Below are 23,407 nucleotides of genomic sequence, written 5' to 3'. Positions count from 1 at the left end.
CGCGAATACCTCCGGCGTGTTCAAGGGCTTCTACAAGGACAAGAACACAGGAGTCGGGAGGTTCGGTGGAGCGGGCGCAGATGCGCTCACGCGGATTTTAGAACCGATCCGCCTCGAGGTGCCGATCTTGAGTCGGGCAGTCTCCGAGCACGAGGTCTACCAGCGCGACGCTAACGAGCTTGTCGCCGACGCTAGCGACTTCGATCTGGTTTACATCGATCCGCCGTATAACCAGCACCCTTACGGATCGAACTATTTCATGCTGAACCTTCTCGTCGACTACGAGCGGCCCGAAGAGTTCAGTGAAGTGTCGGGTATTCCGGTGAACTGGAATCGCTCACGATACAACGTTCGCAAGGAGTCTCTGGGACTGCTTTCCCACCTGTTTCACGACACGAAAGCCAGGTTCCTGCTCGTCTCTTTCAACGCGGAGGGGTATGTCTCGACCGCTGACCTGCGCTCTGCGATGGAACAGCACGGACGAGTCGATGAGATTGTTATTCCCTACAACACCTTCCGAGGAAGTCGGAATCTGCGCGACCGGTCGATCCACGTGAACGAACATCTCTTCCTGCTCGACCGAGAAGGTTGACCCGCTGTGGCACAGAAAGCGCGGCTTCGCGAGAACCGGTACGGAACGGTCATCAACGTCACGTCATCGAAGCAAGAAGTCGAGCTCGGCAAGGCGTTCCTCGAAGCGAGCGAGGCGCTCATCGAGAAGTTCGGGCTCGTGCTGGCGCACCGTAAGAGCGTCCCGCTGAGCGAGATTGTCGGCGACCTGCGAGCAACGTTCCCGACGGTGGAGTTCGAAGACCCGCTGCCTAGATCTGCGATGAGCCCAGACGGAGGCATTCTCTCGACCCTGTCAGCCGACGGCGAGCAGGCATATCCCATCCTTATCACTGAGGTGAAGAACCAAGGAACTAACGATCTTCGGCTCTCTGAAGGCAAAGAGAAACAGGCGATGGGAAACGCCATCGAGCGACTTGGGAAGAACGTGATCGGGTTCCGCACCATGATGCTCGATGAGGGGATTGTTCTGTTCGTATGCTTCGGCTACGGCTATGACTTCCAAGACGGAAGCTCGATCCTGGACCGTGTTCGCACCATCGCCATGTTTGGCAAGCTCAATAAGGTCAACGTGGTCGGTGAAGGTGAAGACGGTCGTTTCAACCGTGGCAGCTTTTTCTTCCGTCGGGAGCCCTGGACTCGTCAGGAGATGGTTGACGTGATGACCGAGGTAGGCGTTCGGGCAATCAACTACTACTTCGCCAAGTACGGCGAGAGCGCCTTCAAGCGAGCCGCCTCGTAGTCCGACCAACAACCATCCACATCGCTACACTCCCCCTCACCGGAAGCCTTCTGAGGGGACCCCGGCGACCTTTCGATAGGATGCGCGCGTCCCGGGGCCCTGTCGGGGGTGCTCGCTACGCTGGTTACCGTGCGAAAAGCTCTGAGCGTCGTCTTCGCTCTCCTTCTCGTCGTTGGGGTCATCTATGTCGTCGGCTGGGGGCTTTGGATGCTGGGGACGTGGTTCCTCACCCTGCCTACGGAAACAATGACGCCCGTTGCGGCGCTGGTCGGGGTCCTTCTCGTACCGATCATCACCTACTTCACGAATCGGAGTTTAGAGCGGCGACGGTCTCTCGAAACTGCACTCCGCGAACACAAGACGAAGCTCTATGACGAGATGATGCGCGGTCTGATGAAGATGCTGAACTTACAGAAGAACGGGGGAATGCACGAGCCTGAGATGCTGCAGTTCTTCGCCGACCTCACCCCGCGGCTCATCACCTATGGCTCGCGCGGAGTGATTCAGGCCTGGAGTGGCTTCCGCAAAGTGTCCCGACACAAGCCTGGAGACGCGTCGGCGCTCATGCTCGCGTTCGAGGACCTTCTCAAAGCGATGCGGAAAGACCTCGGGCACACGGTGATCACCCAGCCCCAGGGCGAGCTGCTTGGCGTCTTTATCAACGATGTGGAGACTATCGTGAAGAAGTCACAGGCGAAGGCCGGAGCGGCCATTCACCAGTACCAGTGGAGCGGCTGCCAGGTGGGGTCGTGCTCCACCTTGCGACGCGCAAGCAGCCCACCGCCTACCTCACTCGGAACAGCCCGACCGTCTCGGACATAGAACTCGGCCACTTCCAAGAGCGGCGTGCGCGAGTTGAGTGCTGCCTCCCACCGCACTCCCCTGTCCCGGTCCACCCCCAGCACAAGAAGCACGCCCTCGGGCGTGTCTGGGTGCACAGCAACGGCTGCGCGGAACATAGGGTCTGGGTGATCGCCATACTCCAGCACACGCTCGACGGGTGTAGTCGGATCGCGGAGCATCCTGGCCGTCGCCAATCGCTTCCGGTGCGCGGCCATCTCGTTGCTGTCTATGACACAACGTATCGCGACCGTCGGGACTCTCAAACTCCTTCGGATCGGACGAGGCACCTGAACGAACAGCCGTCTGACCAGCCAATTTTCCGTTGTCCACCGGTGGTGCAATGTGCGTTAGGTACCAACCATGCCGATCGTGAGAGCCACGACGCGCCAGCTTACCGGGGGCGGTCCACGCCCCGCATGCGACGATCCGCGCCCCGCGTGCGACGATAGGTCGGTGCCCGGGCTCGACTTCACCGCCATCGACTTCGAGACGGCCAACTCGTCGAGTGCATCGGCGTGCTCGGTCGGCCTGGTCAAGGTGCGCGGCGGCGCGGTGGTGGATTCCGCCTACTGGCTCATCAAGCCGCCGCTCGGCCACGACGAGTTCCTGCCGTGGAACATCCGCATCCACGGCATCCACCCCGAGCAGGTGGCCGACGCATCGGGCTGGGTCGAGCAGTTCCCCGATCTGATCGCGTTCGGCGACGGCGACACGCTCGTCGCGCACAACGCGGGCTTCGACATGGGCGTGATCCGAGGCGGATGCGTCGCCACCGGCATCCCCGTGCCCGAGATCGACTACCTGTGCAGCCTCCAGGTCGCCAGGCGCACCTACCACCTCGACTCGTACCGCCTGCCCGTCGCGGCGATGGCCGCCGGGTTCGAGGACTTCGACCACCACAACGCCCTCGCCGACGCCGAGGCGTGCGCAGCGATCATCGTGCACGCCGCGACGCGGCACGGTGCCGACACGATCGGCGAGCTCGCCAAGGCCGCCGGCGTCAAGGTCAACGCGCTGCGGCCGGCCATCGCAGCCTAACCGCGCGCCGCGGGAGCGGTGTCGGAGGGTCGCGGGACACTGAAGACATGGACTTCGTGCTGCCCCTCGTCATCGGCATCTTCGTCGGTGCGGCGATCGGCGCGCTCCTCGCGCTGCTCGTGCGCCGGCCCAGGCCCGCGCCCGACGAAACGGCGCCGCTGCGCGAGCAGCTCGCCGCGGCACAGCGCGACGGAGCAGGCGCCGCGGCGACGGCGACGGTGCTGCGCGCCCAGATCGAGCAGCTGCAGGCCGAGATCGCGAAGCGCGACGAGCGCGACCGCGCCGACACGGCGGACGAGAGCAAGGTGCTGCAGGCGCTGGCGCCCGTGAAGGACGCGCTCGACACGATGCAGAAGAAGGTCGGCGACCTCGAGGTGCAGCGCAGCGCCCAGCACGGCCGCCTGGAAGAACAGCTGCGCACCGCGATCGACTCCGATCGGCAGCTCACGTCGATCACCCAGAACCTCGCGAGCGCTCTGCGCAACACCAGCGTGCGCGGCGCCTGGGGCGAGGTGCAGCTCAAGAACCTCGTCGAGGCCTCGGGAATGCTCGACCACGTCGACTTCGACACGCAGGTGAGCATCTCGGTCGACGGCGTGCCGCGCCGCCCCGACCTCGTCATCCACCTGCCCGGCGGCAAGAGCGTCGCAGTCGACTCGAAGGTGCCGCTGGACGCCTACCTCAAGGCCACCGACATCGACCCCGCGGCGACCGGGGCCGAGGGCGCACAGCGTGCCGGGCTGCTCAAGGACCACGCCAAGGTGCTCCGCGAGCACGTCGCCGCGCTGGGCGCCAAGAACTACTGGTCGGGCCTGCCCGCCTCGCCCGAGCTCACCATCGCCTTCGTGCCCTACGAGTCGGCGATCGCCGCGGCGATGTCGACGGACCCCGCGCTCCTCCGCGACGGGTTCAGCAGGAACGTCGCGATCGCCTCCCCCGTGACGCTCTGGTCGGTCCTCAAGGCGCTGGCCTTCTCGTGGCAGCAGGCGACGCTCACCGACGAGGCGGCAAAGCTCTTCGACCTCACGAAAGACCTCTATGCCCGGCTCACCGCCATGGCCGCGCATGTGGAGAAACTCGGCAGAAGCATCCACAGCACGGTCAACAACTACAACTCGTTCGTCGGCAGCCTCGAGCGCAACGTGCTGCCCAAGGCACGCGGCATCGGCGCGTTCCGCAAGGCCGAGCTCATCGCCGAGCCCTCCCCCATCGAGGAACCGGTGCGCGAGCTCGCCGCGCCGGAACTCGTGGATGCCGCCAACGCCGCCGATCTCGCGGACGCAGCCGAACTGGCCGAGGCCTTCCGCCTGGCCGCTCCGGCGGCGCTCACCGCGGGCGAGGCCGAGAGCGTTTCCGATGCGGAAACAATTCCCGAAATTGCGCCGCCGCTCGGCGAGGACACCGCCCCGGCGGCCCTCTAGAGTGAAATCCGTCACGTCGCTTTCAACGAGGAGATAGCTGTGCCCGTCGCAACCCCGGATCAGTACGCCGAACTGCTCGACAAGGCCAAGAGGGGCGGGTTCGCCTACCCGGCGTTCAACGTCTCGTCCTCGCAGACGATCAACGCCGTGCTGCAAGGCCTCACCGAGGCGGGCTCGGACGGCATCATCCAGGTCACGACGGGCGGCGCCGACTACTTCGCCGGCCACACCGTCAAGGCCCGCGCGACCGGCGCGATCGCGTTCGCCAAGTACGCGACCGAGGTCGCCAAGAGCTATCCCGTCACCGTGGCGCTGCACACCGACCACTGCCCGAAGCCTGCGCTCGACGACTTCGTGCTGCCGCTCATCGCCGCCAGCGCGGACGAGATCAAGGCCGGCCGAGGCCCGCTTTTCCAGTCGCACATGTGGGACGGCTCGGCCGTGCCGCTCGACGAGAACATCGCCATCTCCGAGGACATGCTGAAGCGCACCAAGGCGATCAACGCCATCCTCGAGATCGAGGTCGGCGTCGTCGGCGGCGAGGAGGACGGCATCAAGGGCGACGGCGGCGACGCGCTTTACACCACCCTCGACGATGTCACCAAGGTCGTCGAGGCGCTCGGCCTCGGCGAGAAGGGCAGGTACATCGCCGCTCTCACCTTCGGCAACGTCCACGGCGTCTACAAGCCGGGCAACGTCAAACTGCGCCCCGAGCTGCTCGGCGAGATCCAGACCGGCATCGCCGCCACATTCGGCACCGCGGCCAAGCCGCTCGACCTCGTGTTCCACGGCGGCTCCGGCTCGAGCGCTGCCGAGATCGCCGAGGCGGTCGCCAACGGCGTCGTGAAGATGAACATCGACACCGACACCCAGTACGCCTTCACCCGCTCGATCGCCGGCTACATGCTGACCAACTACGACGGCGTCCTCAAGGTCGACGGCGAGGTCGGCGACAAGAAGCGCTACGACCCGCGGGCCTGGGGCAAGGTCGCGGAGACCGCGATGGCCAAGCGTGTCATCGAGGCGACGCAAGAACTCGGCTCGTACGGGAAGAGCGCCTCCTAGCCCTCGTCTCGATGCGCGCGCTTCGCCCGCCTTGGCGGCGACTGCGCCCGTTTCGCCCGCCTTTGGCGACGACCGCCGCGCGGCAATCCGCTGGGCCGCCGCCTCCTCAGCGGCAACCGCTCGATGAGCGGGGGTGCTCTAGACTCCGGTGCCGGTGACGCCGCCGGGCACGAGGTTCTGCAGCCCCGTGCTCGACGTCAGAACGATGATCAGGTAGATCGCGGTCGCGACGCTCATCAGCGCGCCCCCGGCGAGCGGAATCCAGAAGCTGATGCGGTTCACGTGCACGCTCAGCCACGAGAGCCCCGCGACGATGAGCCAGAGCACCGAGCCGATGATCGCGACGACGAAGCCCGCCGCACCCGGCACGGCCTGCGGCGACACTGTGACGTTGAGGGTAGCGAGCGTCTCCGAGATCGCCTGCGCGTAGGCAGGCGCCGCGAGCCACGACTGGATGACGTCGACGAGGCCCACCCCGAGCAGGACGAACGTGAAGATCCTGTCGGCGAAACGCGGCCGCTGAGCAGCCGGCAGTGTCGAGCCCGGCAGCATCCCCTGTGGCAGCACGCGCGGTGCGGTCGGCGGCGGCGCGGTCGGCGGCGACGATGCGTCCGCAGGGGTGGCCTGGGCCTCCGGTGCGTCGAACTGCCCGGGCAGCGGCTGCCTGATGGCCGCCCGCTGCTCCTCAGGGGTGGCGTACTCGCCGAACTGCGGCTGCTCGCGCTTCTCGCTCATCGGCTGCGACCTCCCAGGGCGCGCTCGTCGCGGGCGCCGGATTCGTCTCGGCGCAGCTCCTTCGGCAGCGAGAAGACGAGGTCCTCCTCGGCGGTGCGGACTTCGGCGACATCGCCGTAGCCGGCATCCGCGAGCGCGGCGAGAACCTCCTCGACGAGCACCTCCGGCACGGAGGCCCCGCTCGTCACGCCGACCGTCGCCGCGCCGTCGAGCCACGCCTGCCGGACCTCGCTCGCGTAGTCGACCCGGTAGGCGGCCTTCGCCCCGGATTCGAGGGCGACCTCGACGAGGCGCACCGAATTCGAGGAATTCGCGCTGCCGACGACGATGACGACATCGGCCTCCTTCGCGACCTTCTTGATGGCGACCTGCCGGTTCTGGGTGGCGTAGCAGATGTCGTCGGACGGCGGATCCTGCAGGTTCGGGAAGCGCTCGCGCAGCCTGCGCACCGTATCCATCGTCTCGTCGACCGACAGGGTGGTCTGGGAGAGCCACACGACCCGGTCGGGATCGCGCACCACGACCGCGGCAGCGGCATCCGGCGAGCCGACCAGCGTGACGTTGCCCGGGGCCTCGCCCGCGGTGCCCTCGACCTCCTCGTGGCCGGCATGGCCGATGAGCAGGATCTCGAAATCGTCGCGGGCGAAGCGCACCGCCTCGCGGTGGACCTTCGTCACCAGCGGGCAGGTTGCGTCGATCGCCTTCAGGCCGCGGGATTCCGCGGCTGCGACGACGCTCGGCGCGACGCCGTGGGCGCTGAAGACGACGTGGGCGCCCTCGGGCACTTCGTCGACCTCGTCGACGAAGACGGCGCCCTGCGCCTCAAGGGTGGCGACGACGTGCTTGTTGTGGACGATCTGCTTGCGCACGTACACGGGCGCGCCGTAACGATCGAGCGCCTTCTCGACGGCCACGACCGCGCGGTCGACGCCGGCGCAGTAGCCGCGGGGCGAGGCGAGCAGCACCCGCTTCTGTCCGACCCCCGGGATATCCTTGAGTCTGCCCGTCGCGCCTGGCACGCGGGGCACTCCCAGGCTGATGGTCTCGCTCACGTGGCCATCCTAGGTCGGCGGGCATAAGAGCGGCCGAGAAGGGGGCGCGATGACCGACAGTGCTGACCCCGTATCCGCTGACCCCGTATCCGCTGAGACGGATGCGCGAACCGGGTCGGCCGCGCGGTCCGGCGCCGCCACCGCCGAGTCGCCGTGGCCGGTCGCACGCCTCGGCAACGAACTGCACAACTACATCGCCCGCCTCGGCGCGGTATGGGTCGAGGGCGAGCTTACGCAGTGGAACGACCGCCGCGGCAACGTCTACGCCAAGCTCAAGGACCTCGAGGCCGACGTCTACCTCGACCTCAAGGTGTGGTCGAGCACCGCCGCGAAGCTCGCCGACGAGTTCAAGGCCGGCGACCGCATCGTCGCCCTCGTCAAGCCCGATTACTGGGTCGCCGGCGGCCAACTGTCGATGATCGGCTACGAGCTGCGCCACGTCGGCCTCGGCGACCTCTTGGAGCGGCTGGAACGCCTCAGGCGCCAGCTCGCCGGCGAGGGCCTGTTCGACGCATCCCGCAGGAAGCGGCTGCCGTTCCTGCCGCATCTCATCGGGCTCGTCACCGGGCGCGACTCGGATGCCGAGAAGGACGTCAAGACGAACGCCCGGCTGCGCTGGCCCGAGGTCCAGTTCCGCACCGTGTACACCGCGGTGCAGGGCGAGCGCGCCGCCGCCGAGGTGACGGCCGCGATACGGCAGCTCGACGCCGACCCCGAGGTCGATGTCATCATCGTCGCCCGCGGCGGCGGCGACTTCCTCAACCTGCTGCCGTTCAGCGACGAGACCCTGGTGCGCGCCGCGGCGGCGCTCAGCACCCCGCTGGTCTCGGCGATCGGGCATGAGGCCGACCGGCCGCTGCTCGACGAGGTCGCCTCGCTGCGTGCCTCGACTCCGACGGATGCCGCGAAGCGCGTCGTCCCTGACGTCGAAGAGGAGCGGGCGCTCATCGCCGAGGCGCGCGCCCGCATGCACAAGCGGCTGCTCACCCTCGTCGCAACGGAAGCCGACCGCATCGCACAGCTGCGGTCGCGGCCAGCGCTTCAGACCACCGGCTGGATCGTCGACTCCCGCGCTGAGGACCTCGCGCGCTGGGTGGTACGCGGCTCCGAGCTCGCGAACCTCACCGTCGAGCGCGCCGAAGTCACGGTGCGCGAGCTCGCCGCGCGACTGCGCACCCTGAGCCCGAAGTCGACCCTCGAGCGCGGCTACGCCATCGTGCAGGCGGGCGACCGCGCGGTCCGCACGGTCGCCGATGCGCCAGCCGGCGCCGAGCTGAGCGTCACCGTCGCGGACGGCGCGTTCGCGGCGGAATCCCGCGGCCAGAGCGCTGTCGGAGCGCAGAAGTAGAATGATCGCCGTGGCAGCCCCCCAACCAGCCGACGTCGCCGGCCTCTCCTACGAAGAGGCGCGCGACGAGCTCGTCAAGATCGTCGCCGAGCTCGAGCAGGGCGCTGCGACCCTCGAGCACTCGCTTGCGCTGTGGGAGCGCGGCGAGGCGCTCGCCACGCGCTGCGAGGAGTGGCTGATCGGCGCCAAGGCGCGCCTCGACGCGGCTCGCGCCAGTGCGCAGCCAGGCGGGTCCGCCCAGTAGCCATGGCCGATCGCCCCATCGTCGCCGAGCTCGGCCGTCCCGAGACGCCCGCAGAAGAAGCCGCGCGCCGCGCCGAGTCGTCGCGCCTGCACCGCGACCGCCAGACGTTCTCCAACCTCGTCTATGCGCTCATCGCGACGCTCGCCGTCGTCGCGGTCATCGTCCTCATCGTGCCTCGCCCCACGTCTCCGCAGACTCCGGCCATCGACTGGCACCAACTCGTCCAGCAGGCCGGCGCGGTCGAGTCGGTGCCGCTCGCCGACCCGGTGCTGCCGACCGGCTGGTCGGCCAACGCCGCGACGTTCTCCCCCGCGTCGACCACGCCCGGCGCCCCAGCGACCGGTGTCGACGTCTGGCACCTCGGCTTCATCACGCCTGACCAGAAGTACGTGTCGGTCGACCAGGGGTTCCACGCCGACGACACCTGGGTGGCTGACACCCTCGACGACGTCATCGCAACCGGTACGGCGACGATCGGCGGGGCGCAATGGGTCGTCTACGACAATCGCGACGGCCAGACCCCCGGCAAGCGGACCAGTTACGGCCTCGTCTATCAGGGCCTCGGCAGCACTCTCGTCATCTCGGGCACCGCCGCCCCTGCGCAGATGACGACCGTCATCGACGGCATCCAGGGCACGCTGCGCGGGCTCGGCTCAAAGTGACCCACCCGTCTCCCTCCGCCGCGTGGGCGGCGCTCGAGGCGGGCAACGAGCGATTCGTGGCCGGGGTGCCCGAACACCCCCGGCAGGACGTCGAACGCCGCGGCGACCTCGTCGGCGGGCAATCCCCGTTCGTCGCGATCTTCGGCTGCAGCGACTCGCGCCTCGCCGCCGAGATCGTCTTCGACCTCGGGCTCGGCGACGCCTTCGTCGTGCGCAACGCCGGCCAGGTCGCCTCCGACTCGGTGCTCGGCTCGCTCGACTATGCCGTCGGCGTGCTCGGCGTCTCGCTCATCGTCGTGCTCGGCCACGACGAGTGCGGTGCGGTGCGCACGGCCATCGACTCGCAGTCCCCCGATGCCCCGCAGCTGAGCCCCAACGTCGACCACCTCATCCGTCCCATCGTCCCGGCGGTGCGCCGCGTTGCCGGTGCCGAGGGCTTCGGGCCGGTGGACGTCTCGCGCATCGACGCCCTCGCCGTCGGCCGCGAGCACCTGCGCGACACCGTCGACGACCTGCTCGCGGGCAGCGCGGTCATCCGCACGGCGGTGACCGATGGCACGCTCGGTCTCGTCGGCGCCAACTACCGCCTCAGCGAGGGCCGGGCGATCGCCGACGTGAAAATCGGGTTGGATTGATCGGGTCGGGTTGATCCGGTCGGATCGACCTCGAACCCCGCGCACCCACCCCAGAAACCAGCTATGCAAGAGGACACCGTGGCAACAGACGAATACCGCATCGAACACGACACCATGGGCGAGGTGAGGGTTCCGAAGGACGCCCTCTACGCCGCCCAGACCCAGCGCGCCGTCGAGAACTTCCCCATCTCGGGGCGCGGCCTCGAGTCGGCGCAGATCGCCGCGCTCGCCCGCATCAAGAAGGCCGCCGCGCTCGCCAACAAGGCGCTCGGCACTCTCGACGGCGCCATCGCCGACGCGATCGCTTGGGCGGCCGACGAGGTCATCACCGGCAAGTACGACGACGAGTTCCCCATCGACGTCTACCAGACGGGCTCGGGCACGTCGTCGAACATGAACATGAACGAGGTCCTCGCCAGCCTCGCCAGCGGCCGGCTCGGCAGCGCCGTGCACCCCAACGACCACGTCAACGCTTCGCAGTCGTCGAACGACGTCTTCCCGACGTCGGTGCACATCGCCGTCACTCAGGCCCTCCTCGAGACCCTCGTGCCGTCGCTCGCGCACCTCGCCGAGGCGCTTGCGGCGAAGGCATCCGAGTGGGCGGGCGTCGTGAAATCGGGCCGCACCCACCTCATGGACGCCACCCCCGTCACCCTCGGTCAGGAATTCGGCGGCTATGCCGCGCAGATCCGCTACGGCATCGAGCGCGTCCAGGCGGCGCTGCCGCGCGTCGCCGAGGTGCCGCTCGGCGGTACGGCCGTCGGCACCGGCATCAACACCCCGCTCGGCTTCCCCCAGCAGGTCATCAAGCTCATCGTCGACGAGACGGGGCTGCCGATCACCGAGGCCCGCGACCACTTCGAGGCGCAGGCGAACCGCGACGGCCTCGTCGAGGCATCCGGCGCGCTGCGCGTCATCGCCGTATCGCTCACCAAGATCAGCAACGACCTGCGGTGGATGGGCTCCGGCCCCAACACCGGCCTCGGCGAGATCCACATCCCCGACCTGCAGCCGGGCTCGTCGATCATGCCGGGCAAGGTCAACCCCGTCATCCCCGAGGCGACGATCATGGTGGCCGCGCGCGTCATCGGCAACGACCAGACCATCGCCTGGGCAGGTGCCACCGGCGCGTTCGAGCTCAACGTCGCCATCCCGGTGATGGGCAACGCGCTGCTCGAGTCGATCCGCCTGCTCGCGAACGTGTCGCGGGTGCTCGCCGACAAGACGATCTCGGGCCTCGAGGCGAACGTCGAGCGCGCCCGCTTCCTCGCCGAGGCGTCGCCGTCGATCGTCACCCCGCTCAACAAGATCATCGGCTACGAGGCGGCGGCCAAGATCGCGAAGTACTCGGTGAAGGAGGGCCTCACGATCCGCGAGGCCGTCATCGCCCTCGGCTACGTCGAGCGCGGCGAGATCACCGAGGCGCAACTCGACGAGAAGCTCGACGTGCTGAGCATGACGCACCCGTAGGTCTGGTCGAAGCGCGGCAGCCACGCGCTACCCGCGCACATCGCGGCCCTTCGGGCTGAAATCCGGACGGGGAAGCGGCGCGTTGCGAATCGGCAACGGCGCGTCGCGCCGAATCTCAGCCCGAAGGCGCACGATCGCGTGCGGCTATTCGAGCATCTCCGTCACGAGGGCGGCGATCGCCGAGCGTTCCGAGCGGGTGAGCGTGATGTGGCCGAAGAGCGGGTGGCCCTTGAGGGTCTCGATGACCGAGGCGACGCCGTCATGCCGCCCGACGCGCAGGTTGTCGCGCTGGGCGACGTCGTGGGTGAGCACGACCCGCGAGTTCTGGCCGACGCGCGAGAGCACCGTGAGCAGCACGTTGCGCTCGAGCGACTGCGCCTCGTCGACGATCACGAACGCGTCGTGGAGCGAGCGGCCGCGGATGTGCGTCAGCGGCAGCACCTCGAGGATGCCGCGCTCCACGATCTCGTCCAACACGTTCTCGCTGACGAGCGCGCCGAGCGTGTCGTAGATCGCCTGGCCCCAGGGATTCATCTTCTCGGCCTGGTCGCCCGGGAGGTAGCCGAGTTCCTGGCCGCCGACAGCGTAGAGGGGGCGGAAGACCATGATCTTCTTGTGCTGCTGCCGCTCCAGGACCGCCTCGAGACCGGCGCAGAGCGCCAGAGCCGACTTGCCGGTGCCGGCGCGGCCGCCGAGCGACACGATGCCGACCTCGGGGTCGAGCAGCAGGTCGATGGCGAGGCGCTGCTCGGCCGAGCGGCCGTGCACGCCGAACACGTCGCGGTCGCCGCGCACGAGCTTGAACTCGCCTTCGGCGATGACGCGCCCGAGGGCGGAGCCGCGGTCCGAGTGCACCACCAGAGACGTGTTGACGGGCAATCCGGACACCGCCGACGACTTCAGCGACTCGCGATCGTAGAGCTTCGCCATCTCGCCCGACGAGAGGTCGATGTCGGCGGTACCGGTGTAGCCGGAGTCGACGGCGAGCTCGGCGCGATACTCTTCCGCGGGGAGGCCGATCGACGACGCCTTGACGCGCATCGGCAGGTCCTTGGAGACCACGGTGACGGCGAGGCCGTCGTTGTGCAGGTTCATCGCGACGGCGAGGATGCGCGCGTCGTTGTCGCCGAGCTGCATGCCGCTCGGCAGCACCGTCATGTTCGAGTGGTTGAGCTCGACGTGGAGCGATCCGCCGTCGCCGACCGGCACCGGAAAATCGAGTCGACCGTTCTCGACGCGCAGGTCGTCGAGGTAGCGCAGCGCCTGACGGGCGAAGTAGCCGATCTCGGGGTCGTTGCGCTTGCCCTCGAGCTCGCTGATCACCACCACGGGGATGACCACGGAATGCTCTGCGAAGCGGAACATCGCCTTGGGGTCAGACAGCAAGACCGAGGTGTCGAGCACATACGTGCGCTCAGCGACCTCGGTCGTTTCGATGTCCTCGTGGGCTGGTGTCCTGCGGGTTCCTCCTTCGGGTCGAGCTGCCGGCTTCTCCGTCGGTGCTGATGCCACAACCACTCCTGTTCGTGAGGCGGAATGCCTGTTGCGCACCAAAGTAGGACCGGCCAGGCAGCGGGATTGCTCCGACACGCGCTTTGCACGTTACGAGGACATGAAGTCCTGGAGCCCCCCGGACGAAAGAACGCCAGACGAAATTCATCCGCCGATCTCGCTCAGTGGCGCCACCATGGAAGCGCGGCACTCCGCAATGTGCTGTGCTGTCGTTAACCAACGGGCGACAGGCCCGGACAAAGGAGCCAGGTCATGGGTAAGAACTTCGATGGCAAGATCGCGCTGGTCACCGGCGGCGGCTCGGGAATCGGCGAGGCGGTCGCCCTGCAGCTCGCCGCCGAAGGGGCCAAGGTCGTCGTCAACGACCTCCGCGTCGACACCGCGCAGGCGGTCGTCGACCAGATCACGGCCGCAGACGGCACCGCGGCCGCCATCGGCGGCAACGTTGGTGACCCGAAGGATGTCAAGGCGGCGGTCGATTTCGCCGTGTCGACCTACGGCGCCCTGCACTACGCCTTCAACAACGCCGGCATCGGCGGCCCGCAGGGCCCGATCGGCGACTACGACGACTCCGACGGATTCGCCGCCTACAAGAACCTCACCGCGGTGAATCTCGACTCCGTGTTCTACGGGCTGCGCTACGAGATCCCGGAGATCCTCAAGGCCGGCGGCGGGGCGATCGTCAACAACTCCTCCATCCTCGGTCTCGTCGCCGAGCCGCTCGCCGCGGCGTACACGACTGCGAAGCACGGCATCGCCGGCCTGACGAAGGCCGCCGCGGCGACGTACGCGGCGCAGGGCGTCCGGGTCAACTCGGTGCATCCGGGCTACATCGACACCCCGCTGCTCGCCGGCACCCCGAAGGAGTTCTACGACCTCCTCGTCTCGAAGCACCCGATCGGCCGGCTCGGCCGTGCCGACGAGGTCGCGAACCTCGTCGTGTTCCTGCTCAGCGACAAGGCGAGCTTCATCACGGGGAGCCAGCTCGTCGTCGACGGCGGCTACACGGCGGTGTGAATCCGCGTCGAGCCTTGCCGGGCGCGGGTCTGCCTTCGGCTGACGGCTGACGGCGGCGACCCGCAGGGTCCGCCGTCGAGCGTCAGCCGCGCGATCCGGTGCGCCCGCCGCCGAATCGCCACGGCTGGGCGAGTGCGCGAATCGCCTGCACGACGAAACGCGGACCTCGTTTCGATTCAGCCGCCGTGGCGCCGCTCGCGACGCGTGTAGTCGCGCATCGCGCGGAGGAAGTCGACCTCGCGCAGGTCGGGGCCGAGAGCCTCGACGAAGTAGAACTCGCTGTGCGCGGCCTGCCACAGCATGAAGTCGCTGAGGCGCTGCTCGCCGGAGGTGCGGATGACGAGATCCGGGTCGGGTTGGCCGCCGGTGTAGAGGTGCGCGCCGATGAGCTCCGGCGTGAGCGTGTCGGCGAGGTCATCGAGGCTGCGGCCCTCCGCGCGGTGCGCGGCGACGATCGAGCGCATCGCGTCGACGATCTCCTTACGGCCGCCGTAGCCGACGGCGAGATTGATGTGCAGGCCGTGATGGGCGGCGGATTCCGCCTCGGCGGTCTCCAGCGCTGTGCAGAGCGCCTCGGGCAATCCCTCCGACCGGCCGACATGCTGCACGACCCAGTCGTCGTGGCGCGCGAACTCCAGCGCGAGCCCGGCGATGATGTCGGACAGTGCCGCGAGCTCCTCCGCCGAGCGGTTCGAGAGGTTGTCGCTCGAGAGCAGGTACAGCGTCACGGTGCCGATGCCGAGGTCGTCGCACCAGTCGACGAATTCGATCATCTTCGCAGCGCCCGCGCGGTGGCCGTGCTCGGCGCTCGAGAAGCCGACCTGCCGAGCCCAGCGGCGGTTGCCGTCGACGATCATCGCGACATGGCGCGGCAGCGCCTCCTTCGGCAGCGAGTGCAGCTGATGCCGCAGCCTGGTCTGGTAGGCGCCGTAGAGGATGCCGCGGCCGACATCAGCCATCGTGCTGGTCCGGGTCCTTCGGTTCGGGCGTCGCCGACGCGCTCGACGCAGGACCCCGGAACTCGGCCTCGCGCGCGGCGAGCTCCTCGGCGTCGAGCTTCGTCTTGACCTCGGCGCGGTAGCGCACGCGGCGCACCCGACGCGTCATGTCCCAGATGAGAAGGCCCGTCGCGATGCCGACGGCGGCGATGGCGATGAAGCCCCACGGGCCCGGTGTCACGGAATCCGGGTTGGGAACCGTCGCCGACGGCGACGGCACCGGGGTGTCGGCCAGGAGCGCGGCGAGATGCCAGAAGGCGCTCATGCGAGCGCCGCCACAGGGATGCCGGCGAACAGGTCGGTCTCGGGCACACTGGTCTCCACTTCGGAATCGACGAGCTGGTAGTCCTCCCACGGCCACGCCTTGCGCTGCACGTCGTTGGGCCAGAAGAAGAACGGACTGTCGGGCGGAACCTGGCTGGCATGGGCGCGCAGCGCCGCATCCCGCGTATCGAAATAGGCGTCGACCGCCACTTGGGTCGTGCCGAGGAACGAGGTGCCCTCGCCTCGGCTCCGGAAGCGCTCGAACTCGGCAAGCAGAGGATGCTCGGGCTCGGTCGCAGCGAGCGCGTCGTAGACCGCGCGGGTGCGCTTCGCGCTGTGGATGCGATCGTAGTAGAGCTTCGGGATGCGCCACGCCCGCCCGGCATCTGGGTACCGGCCGGGGTCGGCCGCGGCGTCGCGCGCGTACACCGCGACCTCGTGCGCGCGAATGTGGTCCGGGTGGGGATAGCCGCCGTTCTCGTCGTAGGCGATGAGCACGTGCGGGCGGAACTCGCGCATGAGCGTCACGAGCGGCGCCGCCGAGGATTCGAGCGGGATGGTCGCGAACGAGTTCGGCGGCAGGGGCTCGCCGTCGGCCGGCATCCCGCTGTCGTAGTAGCCGAGCCAGCGCTGGCCGACCCCGAGGATGCGCGCGGCCTCCGCCATCTCGAGGCGGCGGAGGCCCGCGAGGTCGCGGTGCGCGAGCGGGACGGCCTCGACAGCTGAGTTGAGGATGCTGCCGCGCTGGCCGCCCGTGCAGCTCACGATCATCACCTCGGCGCCGCCTGCGGCATAGTGGGCGTACGTCGCAGCCCCTTTGCTCGACTCGTCGTCAGGGTGCGCATGCACCGCCATGAGGCGTCTGGTCATATCGTTGACAAGACTAGACCGCCCATTTTGCAAGGAACCCGCGTGACTCTCGCCGGCCGTTACGGCAACACCCCCGCTCGGCTGTTCCGCACCCGTTGGCTGTTCATCGGCCTCGGCGCCTTCATCGCGGTCGTCATGATCGTCTGGGCGGTCTGGGTCGGTCTCGCACCCAGCGCGACGAGCCTCACCGGCGCGGTCGGCGGCACCCAGATCGTCAATGACCACGAGGTCTCGGTTTCGCTCACCGTGCACGCCCCCGCCGGAACCGAAGCCTCCTGCGGGATCGAGGCGCAGAACCTCGCCTTCACGGTCGTGGGCTACCAGGTCGTCGATGTGCCGATGGGCTCAGCCACGACGCAATCCGTCACGGTCGCGGTCACGACGTACGAGACGCCCGTCGCAGCGTCGCTCGACACGTGCTGGGCCAACTAGACTTTCTCGTTATGTCTGCCCCCGAAACCGGTGCCCACTTCTTCACGCAGGAGGCGTACGACCGACTCGCGAACGAGCTCGAGTACCTCAGCACCACCGGCCGCGAGGAGATCGCGAAGCGCATCGAGCTGGCGCGCTCCGAGGGCGACCTCAAGGAGAACGGCGGCTATCACGCGGCCAAGGACCAGCAGGCGGTCCAGGAGGGGCGCATCCTCACCCTCAAGAACCTGCTCAAGCACGCCCGCGTCGGCGTCGCGCCGCAGAGCACCGGCGTCGTCGAGCCCGGCACGCTCGTCACGGCGGTCATCGGCGGCGGCGAGGACACCTTCCTCATCGGGCACCGCGAGATCGCTCGGGATTCCGAGTACTCGGTCTACAGCGAGGCGAGCCCGCTCGGGGCGGCGATCCTGGGCCTCAAGATCGGCGAGACGACCTCCTACACCGCCCCGAACGGCCGCGAGATCGCGGTCGAGATCCTCAAGGTCGAGACCTGGACCGGGGCGTGACTTCGCCCGGAGCGGCGGTCCAGCGCACCGCGGTGCGCCCGCGCGCCGCCGAACGCGGTCGGCCCTGCGTCCTCAGTCGACGATGACGACTTTGGGGTCGTAGCCGACCTCGCGCAGATGGCGGATGACCGAGGCGCGATGCTCGGAGCCGCGCGTCTCGACCGAGATGTCGAGGGCGACCTGGCTGATCTGCAATCCGCTGTGGTGACGGGTGTGCATGACCTCGATGACGTTCGCGTTCGCCTCGGCGAGGGTGTCGGCGATCGTCGCGAGCTGGCCCGGCCGGTCAGGCAGCATGATGCGCAGGGTGAGGTAGCGGTCGGACGCCTCGAGACCGTGGGCTATGACGCGCTGCATGAGCAGCGGATCGATGTTGCCGCCCGAGACGATGGCGACCGTCGGCCCCGCGGGCGCGATCTTGCCGGCGAGGATCGCGGCGACGGAGGCCGCCCCCGCCGGCTCGGCGACGAGCTTGGCCCGCTCCAGCAGCACGAGCAGCGCACGGGCGAGATCGTCATCGGTGACCGTGACGACCTCGTCGACGTACGCCTGGATGATGGGGAAGGTGAGGTCCCCCGGCCGCGCGACCGCGATGCCGTCGGCGATGGTCGGCTCGAGGGGCTTCGTCACCGGCTCGCCGGCCGCGAGCGAGGGCGGGAACGACGCCGCGTTCTCGGCCTGGACGCCGATGATGCGGATGCTGCGCCCCTCGGCCTCGGCGCGGAGCTTGGCCGCGCGAGCGACACCGGAGGCGAGCCCGCCTCCGCCAATGGGCACGATGATGGTCTGCGCTGCCGGCAGCTGGTCGAGGATCTCCAGGCCGAGCGTCGCCTGGCCGGTGATGATGTCCTCGTGGTCGTACGGCGGGATGAAGACCGCCCCGGTCGCGGCGGCGAACTCGATCGCGCCCTCCAGCGTCTCGGTGAACGTGGGGCCGTGCAGCACGGCATCCGCCCCGTAGCCGCGCGTCGCCTGGAGCTTCGGCAGCGCCACGCCCCGCGGCATGAAGATCGTCGCAGCGATGCCGAGCTGCTGCGCGGCGAGCGCGACACCCTGGGCGTGGTTGCCGGCCGAGGCGGCCACGACGCCGCGCTCGCGCTCCTCGGGGCTGAGCCGCGACAGGCGGTAGTAGGCGCCGCGGATCTTGTAGGCGCCGGTGCGCTGCAGGTTCTCGGCCTTGAGGTAGACCGGCGCGCCGAGCACGTCGCCGAGGAATCCGGACACCTCGAGCGGCGTCACGTGGGCGACGGCGCCGACGACCTCGCGCGCCTGCTCGATCTCGTCGATACTGGGGCCGAGGTAGGTGTCCGTCACCTGCGAAAGTCTAGGGCGGCCGGTTACTGCCACGGCGCCTTGCGCGGCACCGTTCTCCAGATCTGGGAGAAGGAGGCTGCGGCGCGCGCCGCCGCCGCCTCCTCGCGCCAGGCACCGCTCGCGATGTACCGGATCACCACGTTGACCGTCGCCGCGATGGGAACAGCGAAGAGCGCCCCGGAGATGCCCCCCAGGTAGGAGCCGCCCGCGACGACGAGGACCACTGCGAGCGGATGGACCTTGACGGCGGTGCCCATGATGAGGGGCTGCAGCACGTGCGCCTCGATCTCCTGCACGAGCACTGTGACGGCCAGCATGATGATCGCGAACCAGAAGCCCTTGAACACGAGCGCGATGAACACGGCGACGGCGCCGGTGACGACAGCACCGACGATGGGGATGAATGACCCGAAGAACACGAGCACGCTGATCGGGATGACGAGCGGCAGGCCGAGGAAGAAGGCGCCGAGCCCGATTCCGAGGGCGTCGATGAAGGCGACGAGCACCTGCACGCGCGCGAAGCTCATGAGGGTGAGCCATCCGGCCTGGCCCGCACCATCGATCGCGGCGCGCGCCTTCTTCGGGAAGATGCGCACGATCCAGGCCCAGATGCCGGCGCCGTCGATGAGGATGAACAGGGTCGAGAACGAGGTGAGGAGCACGCCGGTGAGGACATGGCCCACGGTCGAACCCACGGTGAGCGCGCCGCTGAGCAGTGAGGCGTTGTCGAACTTGAACGACGCCGTGATCTTGTCGATGTAGCCCTCGATCTGCACGGAGGAGAAGTTGAACGGCGGGCCCTGCAGCCACACGGACAGCCCGGAGAGCGAGTCGCGGATCTGCGTGTCGAGGTGCGGCGCCTCAGCGCTGACGCGGTTGCTGAGCAGGAAGATGAGCCCGGTGACCACGACCAGCGCGGAGAGGAAGGCGAGGGCGACCGCGAGCCAGCGCGGCACACGGTGCCGCTGCATCCAGTTCGAATACGGGACGAGGAGACCCGAGATCAGCACTGCGATGATGAACGGGATCGCAATGTCCTTGACCTGGAGGATGAGCCAGATCAACCCCAGCGCGGCGGCGGCGATGAGCAGCAGGCGCCACGACCACGCACCAGCCACGATGACACCCTGCGGGATGCTCGAATCAGCGGTTCTCACCGGATCCACGCTGTGTGACGACCGGCCGAAGCGGGCGAGGAACGAGACGGCATCACGGGGACGGCGGGCCATGTCAGCGAGTCTAAGTAATGTCGGTGACGTGGCTGAGGGTTTGAGTGCGGCGCAGGCGCGTCGCGTCGCCCTGGCGGCGCAGGGCTTTTCGTCTGCGCGCTCCTCGCGCGCGCAGGGCTTTTCGTCTGCGCGCTCCTCGCGCGCGCAAGGCTCCACGGTCGAACGGCCGGGCGCTGCGAGCGAGCGGCGGCTCCGCACCGCCATCGGCCGGCTGGGGCTGCTGCAGATCGACTCCGTCAACGTCTTCGAGCGTTCGCACTATCTTCCGCTGTTCGCGCGACTCGGGGCGTACGACCGGGCGGTGCTCGACCGGCTGCTGTTCACGCCGACGCACCCGTCCTCGACTGGCGGATTCCTCGAGCTCTGGGCGCATGAGGCGGCGTTCGTGCCCGCCGAGGACTGGCCGCTGTTCCGATTCCGCCACGACTCGTTCCGGGAGGGCAAGCGCGCCTGGTGGGAGCAGAGCTGGCGCGACGAGCACGCGAGCATCGTCGACTGGCTGCTCGACGAGGTGCGTCAGAGCGGCCCGCTCGCGGCGAGCGAGATCGAGCACGACGCCAACGTGCGCCGCGGCCCGTGGTGGGGTTGGTCCGACGTCAAGATCGCGCTCGAGATCCTGTTCCGCTCGGGCGAGCTCGTGTCGGCGGGGCGCCGGCGTTTCGAGAGGCGCTACGCGCTGCCCGAGCACGTGCTGCCCACGGCAGTGCTCGACCGGGTCGTCGGTGTCGAGGAATCCCACCTCGAGCTCATGCGCCGGGGCCTGCGCGCCCACGGCGTCGGCACCGTCAAGGACGTCGCCGACTACTACCGGCTGCGCGACTCGCGGCTCGCGGCCGCAGCCATGCAGGCACTGGTGGATTCCGGTGAGGCCGTGCCCGTAGCGGTCGAGGGCTGGCAGACCAGGGCCGGCCGGCCCGAGAAGGCGTACCTGTGGCACGAGGCGACGGTGCCGCGGACGGTGTCGGCGACGGCCATCCTGTCGCCGTTCGACCCGGTGGTGTGGGAGCGCTCCCGCCTCGAGCGGGTGTTCGGGATGAACTACCGCATCGAGATCTACACGCCCGCGCCGAAGCGGGTATACGGCTACTACACCCTGCCGATCCTCGTGGACTCCGAGATCGTCGGCCGCATCGACCTCAAGAGCGACCGTCAGAGGGGGGTGCTGCGGGTGCAGACCGCGTGGGTCGAGAGCGGCCGCGAGGCCGAAACCGGCGCGATCGCGGAACGGCTCGCGCCGGTGCTCGCGGAGGCTGCGGCGTGGCAGGGCCTCGAGGGCGTCGAGATTTCCGAAACCGCGCGAGGCACCCTGGTCGCCGCTTTGACTGCCGCCGTCCGCTGGCGCGCGTGAGCGATCAGTTGGATCGATCACCCGCGCCGGGACAGTGCGGTCGGTTGCTGCCAAGCGCATCGGCGCGATCGAAGCCTGCGTCGCGATCGAAGCCTGCGGCGCGATCGAAGCCTGCGGCGCGATCGAAGCCTGCACCGCGATCGAAGCCTGCACCGCGATCGAAGCCTGCATCGTGATCGCCGACTACGAGCGGCTCGTCATCTCCTGAATCTGAATCGCAGCAGCACCCTTCGGTCGGAGTTCGAGCAGTTCGCCGGTGGGCGTGTGGTGCCACGAGTAGACGCCGTCATCGCCGCGATCGATCCACGAGCGCGTGTTGTGCAACAGCAGGTGGTGGAAACGGCACAGCAGGACGCCGTCATCTGTCGAGGTTCTGCCGCCTTCTGACCAGGGCGTGATGTGGTGTGCCTCGCACATGCTCGGTGGCCTCGCGCAGCCGGGGTGGAGGCAGCCGCCGTCGCGGATGGCGAGGGCGGTGCGCTGCCGATCGGTGTGGAGGCGCTGGGCCCTTCCGACGTCGAGGGCGCGGCCCGATTCGTCGAAGAGGGCAGGGATGAAGCCGTCCGCGCAGATGCTCGCGAGGATCGATTGCGCTGTGACCGGCAGCGGCTGCCCGTCGATATGCGCAATGCCGACGCTAGCGCGTCTGCCGCTCGGCTCGCCGGTGTCAGCGCGGTTGCCAGTGCGGGCGGTCTCGGCGGCCGCGGCCCGGCGAAGGTCGTTGCGGGTGACGACGACGCGCACCTCGGGGCGCGCTGAGCCGTAAACCACACCGTTGTCGGCGCCGATTCCGGTGCGGAGCAGGGCGAGCACCGTGTCGAACGCGAACTGCTCGGTCGTGCGCGGATCATGCTCGATCTCTACGGCGCGAGCGGCCTCCTCGGCGGTGGTGAATCGCGGCCCGGAGGTGCGCGGGGACAGTGCGGTGTCGACGGCGGCGTCGATCGTCGCGGCGGACAGCGGGTCGGCGACCAGTGTGTACTGGGTCATGCCATCAGGGCGCCGCCAGCGTTTCCACGAGCGCAGCTCGTAGCGTTGCGCCTCTTCGCGAGCAAGGCGCTCCTCGTCAAGCCGTGCCCTGGTGCGCCGGGCGTCGCGCCGCAGCTCTTCGACGGTGGAGCCGAACCGGATGGCATCGTCCACGAGCCGCCGGGCTGCCTGACGCCAGTCCGGAGTAAGGCCGTCGTGAGTGGGCGCGCCGAGGCCGTCGCGGATGGCGTCCGCACGCTCGAGGCCGAGCGCACCCGCGCCAAGCGCAGCAGCGATCGGCGCGTCCCACCGCGAACCGAAGTCTGCATCGCTGCTGTCCGTGTCGCCACAGCCATCACCACCTGCACCCGCCTCGTCGTCGCCCGCAACCGGGATCATCTCGGCGTGCTCTGCGAGCAGTGCCCCCATCTCGACGAGACGCCGCGATCGGGCGATGGATTCACCGGTCAACTGCTGAACCAGCCGCTCGGGCGTGTTGAACCCCGCCGACTGCGCTAACCCGGCCGAGCCCAGCTCGCGCCCCGACTCGCGAGCGATTGCCGCCGCGAACAACGCCGTTACCCGCTCGACGGATGCCCGCAGCGCGGCAAGATGGCCCACCCCAGCGGTCAGCTCGTCCCGCGACAGCACACCGATCGCCGCTGCATCGGGCAGTACGGCATCGACGTGCGCGACGAGCGCGCCCAGCGCGGCCGTCGCGAAGAGTTCCATTCCGCGAATCTAGTTCATAGATACGATATTCAGCGGTCATTAAACATAGCCGGAATAGAACACAACTTCACTAGCGGCTGTAGCGGACGAGCAAGTTCGAAGCGACCGCAAGCCGGGTTTCGCGGCCGCGGCGCATCTCGCGTTCGCGAGTCTCCCGCGGCATCCCGGCTGCCGTCTTTCGCCGGCTGCCGTCCGCTAGAAGCTCGACCCGATCTTCTTGAGGCGCGCGATCCGCTCGGGGATCGGCGGATGCGTCGAGAACAGCTTCGACATGAGGCCCGGCTTGTTGGGGTCGTTGATCCACAGGTGCGCCATCGAGGTGTTCTGGCGGATCATCGGGCGCTGGTAGTCGGCGAGCTTCTGCAGCGCGCTCTCGAGGGCATCCGGATGT

Annotated in this window: 26 protein-coding genes; 16 read left to right on the top strand and 10 right to left on the bottom strand. The window is 68.7% G+C overall.

Going from position 1 to position 23,407, the window contains the following annotated elements; genetic code table 11:
• The 6 genes from M7D61_RS02235 to fbaA form a co-directional block, all read left to right on the top strand.
• Nucleotides 1–592: DNA adenine methylase (locus M7D61_RS02235; RefSeq protein ID WP_298227155.1), on the top strand; the 592-nt coding region annotated here is incomplete at its 5' end.
• A 6-nt stretch (nt 593–598) separates the two neighbouring features.
• A complete protein-coding gene (locus tag M7D61_RS02230; RefSeq protein WP_298227153.1) occupies nt 599–1,312 on the top strand; it encodes an EcoRI family type II restriction endonuclease in 714 nt (237 codons plus the stop codon).
• Between the two features lie 129 nt (nt 1,313–1,441).
• On the top strand, nt 1,442–2,134 hold the full coding sequence (locus M7D61_RS02225) for a hypothetical protein (protein WP_298227151.1): 693 nt from the start codon (nt 1,442–1,444) through the stop codon (nt 2,132–2,134).
• Nucleotides 2,135–2,608: 474 nt separating this feature from the next.
• Nucleotides 2,609–3,193: an exonuclease domain-containing protein gene (locus M7D61_RS02220; RefSeq protein WP_298227149.1), complete on the top strand. Its 585-nt coding sequence runs from the start codon at nt 2,609–2,611 to the stop codon at nt 3,191–3,193.
• A 47-nt stretch (nt 3,194–3,240) separates the two neighbouring features.
• Nucleotides 3,241–4,614, top strand: a complete 1,374-nt coding sequence (locus M7D61_RS02215) for a DNA recombination protein RmuC (RefSeq protein WP_298227147.1) — start codon at nt 3,241–3,243, stop codon at nt 4,612–4,614.
• A 39-nt stretch (nt 4,615–4,653) separates the two neighbouring features.
• Complete coding sequence (fbaA, locus tag M7D61_RS02210) at nt 4,654–5,679, top strand: class II fructose-bisphosphate aldolase (protein ID WP_298227145.1); 1,026 nt, start codon at nt 4,654–4,656, stop codon at nt 5,677–5,679.
• 138 nt (nt 5,680–5,817) lie between these two features.
• Here fbaA and M7D61_RS02205 read toward each other — a convergent pair whose 3' ends face one another.
• Together M7D61_RS02205 and M7D61_RS02200 are read right to left on the bottom strand one after the other, a co-directional pair.
• The gene (locus M7D61_RS02205; RefSeq protein WP_298227143.1) at nt 5,818–6,414 is read right to left on the bottom strand and encodes a DUF6264 family protein; all 597 of its coding nucleotides are present in this window, start codon (nt 6,412–6,414) and stop codon (nt 5,818–5,820) included.
• Nucleotides 6,411–7,442, bottom strand: coding sequence for a 4-hydroxy-3-methylbut-2-enyl diphosphate reductase (locus M7D61_RS02200; protein ID WP_298227160.1), 1,032 nt, complete (start codon nt 7,440–7,442; stop codon nt 6,411–6,413). Before M7D61_RS02200 ends, M7D61_RS02205 begins: the two co-directional genes overlap by 4 nt.
• Nucleotides 7,443–7,515: 73 nt before the next feature.
• Here M7D61_RS02200 and xseA point away from each other — a divergent pair, with 73 nt between their 5' ends.
• The 5 genes from xseA (at nt 7,516) to M7D61_RS02175 (ending at nt 11,825) form a co-directional block, all read left to right on the top strand.
• Nucleotides 7,516–8,814: an exodeoxyribonuclease VII large subunit gene (gene xseA / locus M7D61_RS02195; RefSeq protein ID WP_298227141.1), complete on the top strand. Its 1,299-nt coding sequence runs from the start codon at nt 7,516–7,518 to the stop codon at nt 8,812–8,814.
• Between the two features lie 10 nt (nt 8,815–8,824).
• Complete coding sequence (locus M7D61_RS02190; RefSeq protein WP_366083708.1) at nt 8,825–9,058, top strand: exodeoxyribonuclease VII small subunit; 234 nt, start codon at nt 8,825–8,827, stop codon at nt 9,056–9,058.
• Between the two features lie 2 nt (nt 9,059–9,060).
• Nucleotides 9,061–9,720, top strand: a complete 660-nt coding sequence (locus tag M7D61_RS02185; protein ID WP_298227137.1) for a DUF4245 domain-containing protein — start codon at nt 9,061–9,063, stop codon at nt 9,718–9,720.
• Nucleotides 9,717–10,355 carry a carbonic anhydrase gene (locus M7D61_RS02180; RefSeq protein WP_298227135.1) on the top strand — a complete coding sequence of 213 codons (639 nt, stop codon included), beginning with the start codon at nt 9,717–9,719 and terminating at the stop codon, nt 10,353–10,355. The genes M7D61_RS02185 and M7D61_RS02180 overlap by 4 nt, the downstream gene beginning before the upstream one ends.
• A gap of 63 nt (nt 10,356–10,418) precedes the next feature.
• The gene (locus M7D61_RS02175) at nt 10,419–11,825 is read left to right on the top strand and encodes a class II fumarate hydratase (RefSeq protein WP_298227133.1); all 1,407 of its coding nucleotides are present in this window, start codon (nt 10,419–10,421) and stop codon (nt 11,823–11,825) included.
• A 144-nt stretch (nt 11,826–11,969) separates the two neighbouring features.
• Here M7D61_RS02175 and M7D61_RS02170 read toward each other — a convergent pair whose 3' ends face one another.
• A complete protein-coding gene (locus M7D61_RS02170) occupies nt 11,970–13,262 on the bottom strand; it encodes a PhoH family protein (RefSeq protein WP_298227157.1) in 1,293 nt (430 codons plus the stop codon).
• A 327-nt stretch (nt 13,263–13,589) separates the two neighbouring features.
• Between M7D61_RS02170 and M7D61_RS02165 the strand changes: the two genes are divergently transcribed.
• The gene (locus tag M7D61_RS02165) at nt 13,590–14,354 is read left to right on the top strand and encodes a glucose 1-dehydrogenase (RefSeq protein ID WP_298227131.1); all 765 of its coding nucleotides are present in this window, start codon (nt 13,590–13,592) and stop codon (nt 14,352–14,354) included.
• A 176-nt stretch (nt 14,355–14,530) separates the two neighbouring features.
• Here M7D61_RS02165 and uppS read toward each other — a convergent pair whose 3' ends face one another.
• Genes uppS through mca form a run of 3 tightly spaced genes read right to left on the bottom strand, consistent with a single transcriptional unit; the run spans nt 14,531 to nt 16,486 of the window.
• Nucleotides 14,531–15,313, bottom strand: a complete 783-nt coding sequence (gene uppS, locus M7D61_RS02160) for a polyprenyl diphosphate synthase (protein WP_298227129.1) — start codon at nt 15,311–15,313, stop codon at nt 14,531–14,533.
• Complete coding sequence (locus M7D61_RS02155) at nt 15,306–15,617, bottom strand: hypothetical protein (protein WP_298227126.1); 312 nt, start codon at nt 15,615–15,617, stop codon at nt 15,306–15,308. The genes uppS and M7D61_RS02155 overlap by 8 nt, the downstream gene beginning before the upstream one ends.
• A complete protein-coding gene (mca, locus tag M7D61_RS02150; protein ID WP_298227123.1) occupies nt 15,614–16,486 on the bottom strand; it encodes a mycothiol conjugate amidase Mca in 873 nt (290 codons plus the stop codon). The genes M7D61_RS02155 and mca overlap by 4 nt, the downstream gene beginning before the upstream one ends.
• A gap of 42 nt (nt 16,487–16,528) precedes the next feature.
• Between mca and M7D61_RS02145 the strand changes: the two genes are divergently transcribed.
• Both M7D61_RS02145 and greA read left to right on the top strand, forming a co-directional pair.
• Complete coding sequence (locus M7D61_RS02145) at nt 16,529–16,918, top strand: DUF4307 domain-containing protein (RefSeq protein ID WP_298227121.1); 390 nt, start codon at nt 16,529–16,531, stop codon at nt 16,916–16,918.
• Nucleotides 16,919–16,929: 11 nt separating this feature from the next.
• Nucleotides 16,930–17,424 carry a transcription elongation factor GreA gene (gene greA, locus M7D61_RS02140; RefSeq protein ID WP_298227120.1) on the top strand — a complete coding sequence of 165 codons (495 nt, stop codon included), beginning with the start codon at nt 16,930–16,932 and terminating at the stop codon, nt 17,422–17,424.
• Nucleotides 17,425–17,496: 72 nt separating this feature from the next.
• Here greA and ilvA read toward each other — a convergent pair whose 3' ends face one another.
• Both ilvA and M7D61_RS02130 read right to left on the bottom strand, forming a co-directional pair.
• Entirely contained in the window at nt 17,497–18,738 is a 1,242-nt protein-coding gene (gene ilvA / locus M7D61_RS02135; protein ID WP_298227118.1) for a threonine ammonia-lyase, read from the bottom strand.
• Nucleotides 18,739–18,761: 23 nt separating this feature from the next.
• Nucleotides 18,762–19,967 carry an AI-2E family transporter gene (locus M7D61_RS02130; protein ID WP_298227116.1) on the bottom strand — a complete coding sequence of 402 codons (1,206 nt, stop codon included), beginning with the start codon at nt 19,965–19,967 and terminating at the stop codon, nt 18,762–18,764.
• A 28-nt stretch (nt 19,968–19,995) separates the two neighbouring features.
• Between M7D61_RS02130 and M7D61_RS02125 the strand changes: the two genes are divergently transcribed.
• Together M7D61_RS02125 and M7D61_RS02120 are read left to right on the top strand one after the other, a co-directional pair.
• The gene (locus M7D61_RS02125) at nt 19,996–21,315 is read left to right on the top strand and encodes a crosslink repair DNA glycosylase YcaQ family protein (RefSeq protein ID WP_298227114.1); all 1,320 of its coding nucleotides are present in this window, start codon (nt 19,996–19,998) and stop codon (nt 21,313–21,315) included.
• Nucleotides 21,316–21,349: 34 nt separating this feature from the next.
• Complete coding sequence (locus M7D61_RS02120) at nt 21,350–21,523, top strand: hypothetical protein (RefSeq protein WP_298227112.1); 174 nt, start codon at nt 21,350–21,352, stop codon at nt 21,521–21,523.
• Here M7D61_RS02120 and M7D61_RS02115 read toward each other — a convergent pair.
• On the bottom strand, nt 21,499–23,016 hold the full coding sequence (locus M7D61_RS02115; RefSeq protein WP_298227110.1) for an HNH endonuclease signature motif containing protein: 1,518 nt from the start codon (nt 23,014–23,016) through the stop codon (nt 21,499–21,501). The two genes, M7D61_RS02120 and M7D61_RS02115, sit on opposite strands and share 25 nt — an antisense overlap.
• Nucleotides 23,017–23,211: 195 nt before the next feature.
• The coding region (locus tag M7D61_RS02110; protein ID WP_298227108.1) for a M48 family metalloprotease at nt 23,212–23,407 on the bottom strand (196 nt) is incomplete at its 5' end.

Origin of the sequence: Gryllotalpicola sp., assembly GCF_027352875.1 — a bacterium.
Lineage (GTDB): Bacteria > Actinomycetota > Actinomycetes > Actinomycetales > Microbacteriaceae > Gryllotalpicola.
Note: the sequence above shows the minus strand (reverse complement) of the source record. Positions and strands in the feature narration are given on the sequence as shown.

Bases quoted from the DNA above. Each gene is read 5' to 3' on its own strand.
- M7D61_RS02215 (WP_298227147.1), top strand. From the start codon at position 3,241: ATGGACTTCGTGCTGCCCCTCGTCATCGGCATCTTCGTCGGTGCGGCG.
- M7D61_RS02130 (WP_298227116.1), bottom strand. From the start codon at position 19,967: ATGGCCCGCCGTCCCCGTGATGCCGTCTCGTTCCTCGCCCGCTTCGGC.
- M7D61_RS02185 (WP_298227137.1), top strand. From the start codon at position 9,061: ATGGCCGATCGCCCCATCGTCGCCGAGCTCGGCCGTCCCGAGACGCCC.
- greA (WP_298227120.1), top strand. From the start codon at position 16,930: ATGTCTGCCCCCGAAACCGGTGCCCACTTCTTCACGCAGGAGGCGTAC.
- M7D61_RS02165 (WP_298227131.1), top strand. From the start codon at position 13,590: ATGGGTAAGAACTTCGATGGCAAGATCGCGCTGGTCACCGGCGGCGGC.
- xseA (WP_298227141.1), top strand. From the start codon at position 7,516: ATGACCGACAGTGCTGACCCCGTATCCGCTGACCCCGTATCCGCTGAG.
- M7D61_RS02205 (WP_298227143.1), bottom strand. From the start codon at position 6,414: ATGAGCGAGAAGCGCGAGCAGCCGCAGTTCGGCGAGTACGCCACCCCT.
- uppS (WP_298227129.1), bottom strand. From the start codon at position 15,313: ATGGCTGATGTCGGCCGCGGCATCCTCTACGGCGCCTACCAGACCAGG.
- M7D61_RS02115 (WP_298227110.1), bottom strand. From the start codon at position 23,016: ATGGAACTCTTCGCGACGGCCGCGCTGGGCGCGCTCGTCGCGCACGTC.
- M7D61_RS02175 (WP_298227133.1), top strand. From the start codon at position 10,419: ATGCAAGAGGACACCGTGGCAACAGACGAATACCGCATCGAACACGAC.
- mca (WP_298227123.1), bottom strand. From the start codon at position 16,486: ATGACCAGACGCCTCATGGCGGTGCATGCGCACCCTGACGACGAGTCG.
- M7D61_RS02155 (WP_298227126.1), bottom strand. From the start codon at position 15,617: ATGAGCGCCTTCTGGCATCTCGCCGCGCTCCTGGCCGACACCCCGGTG.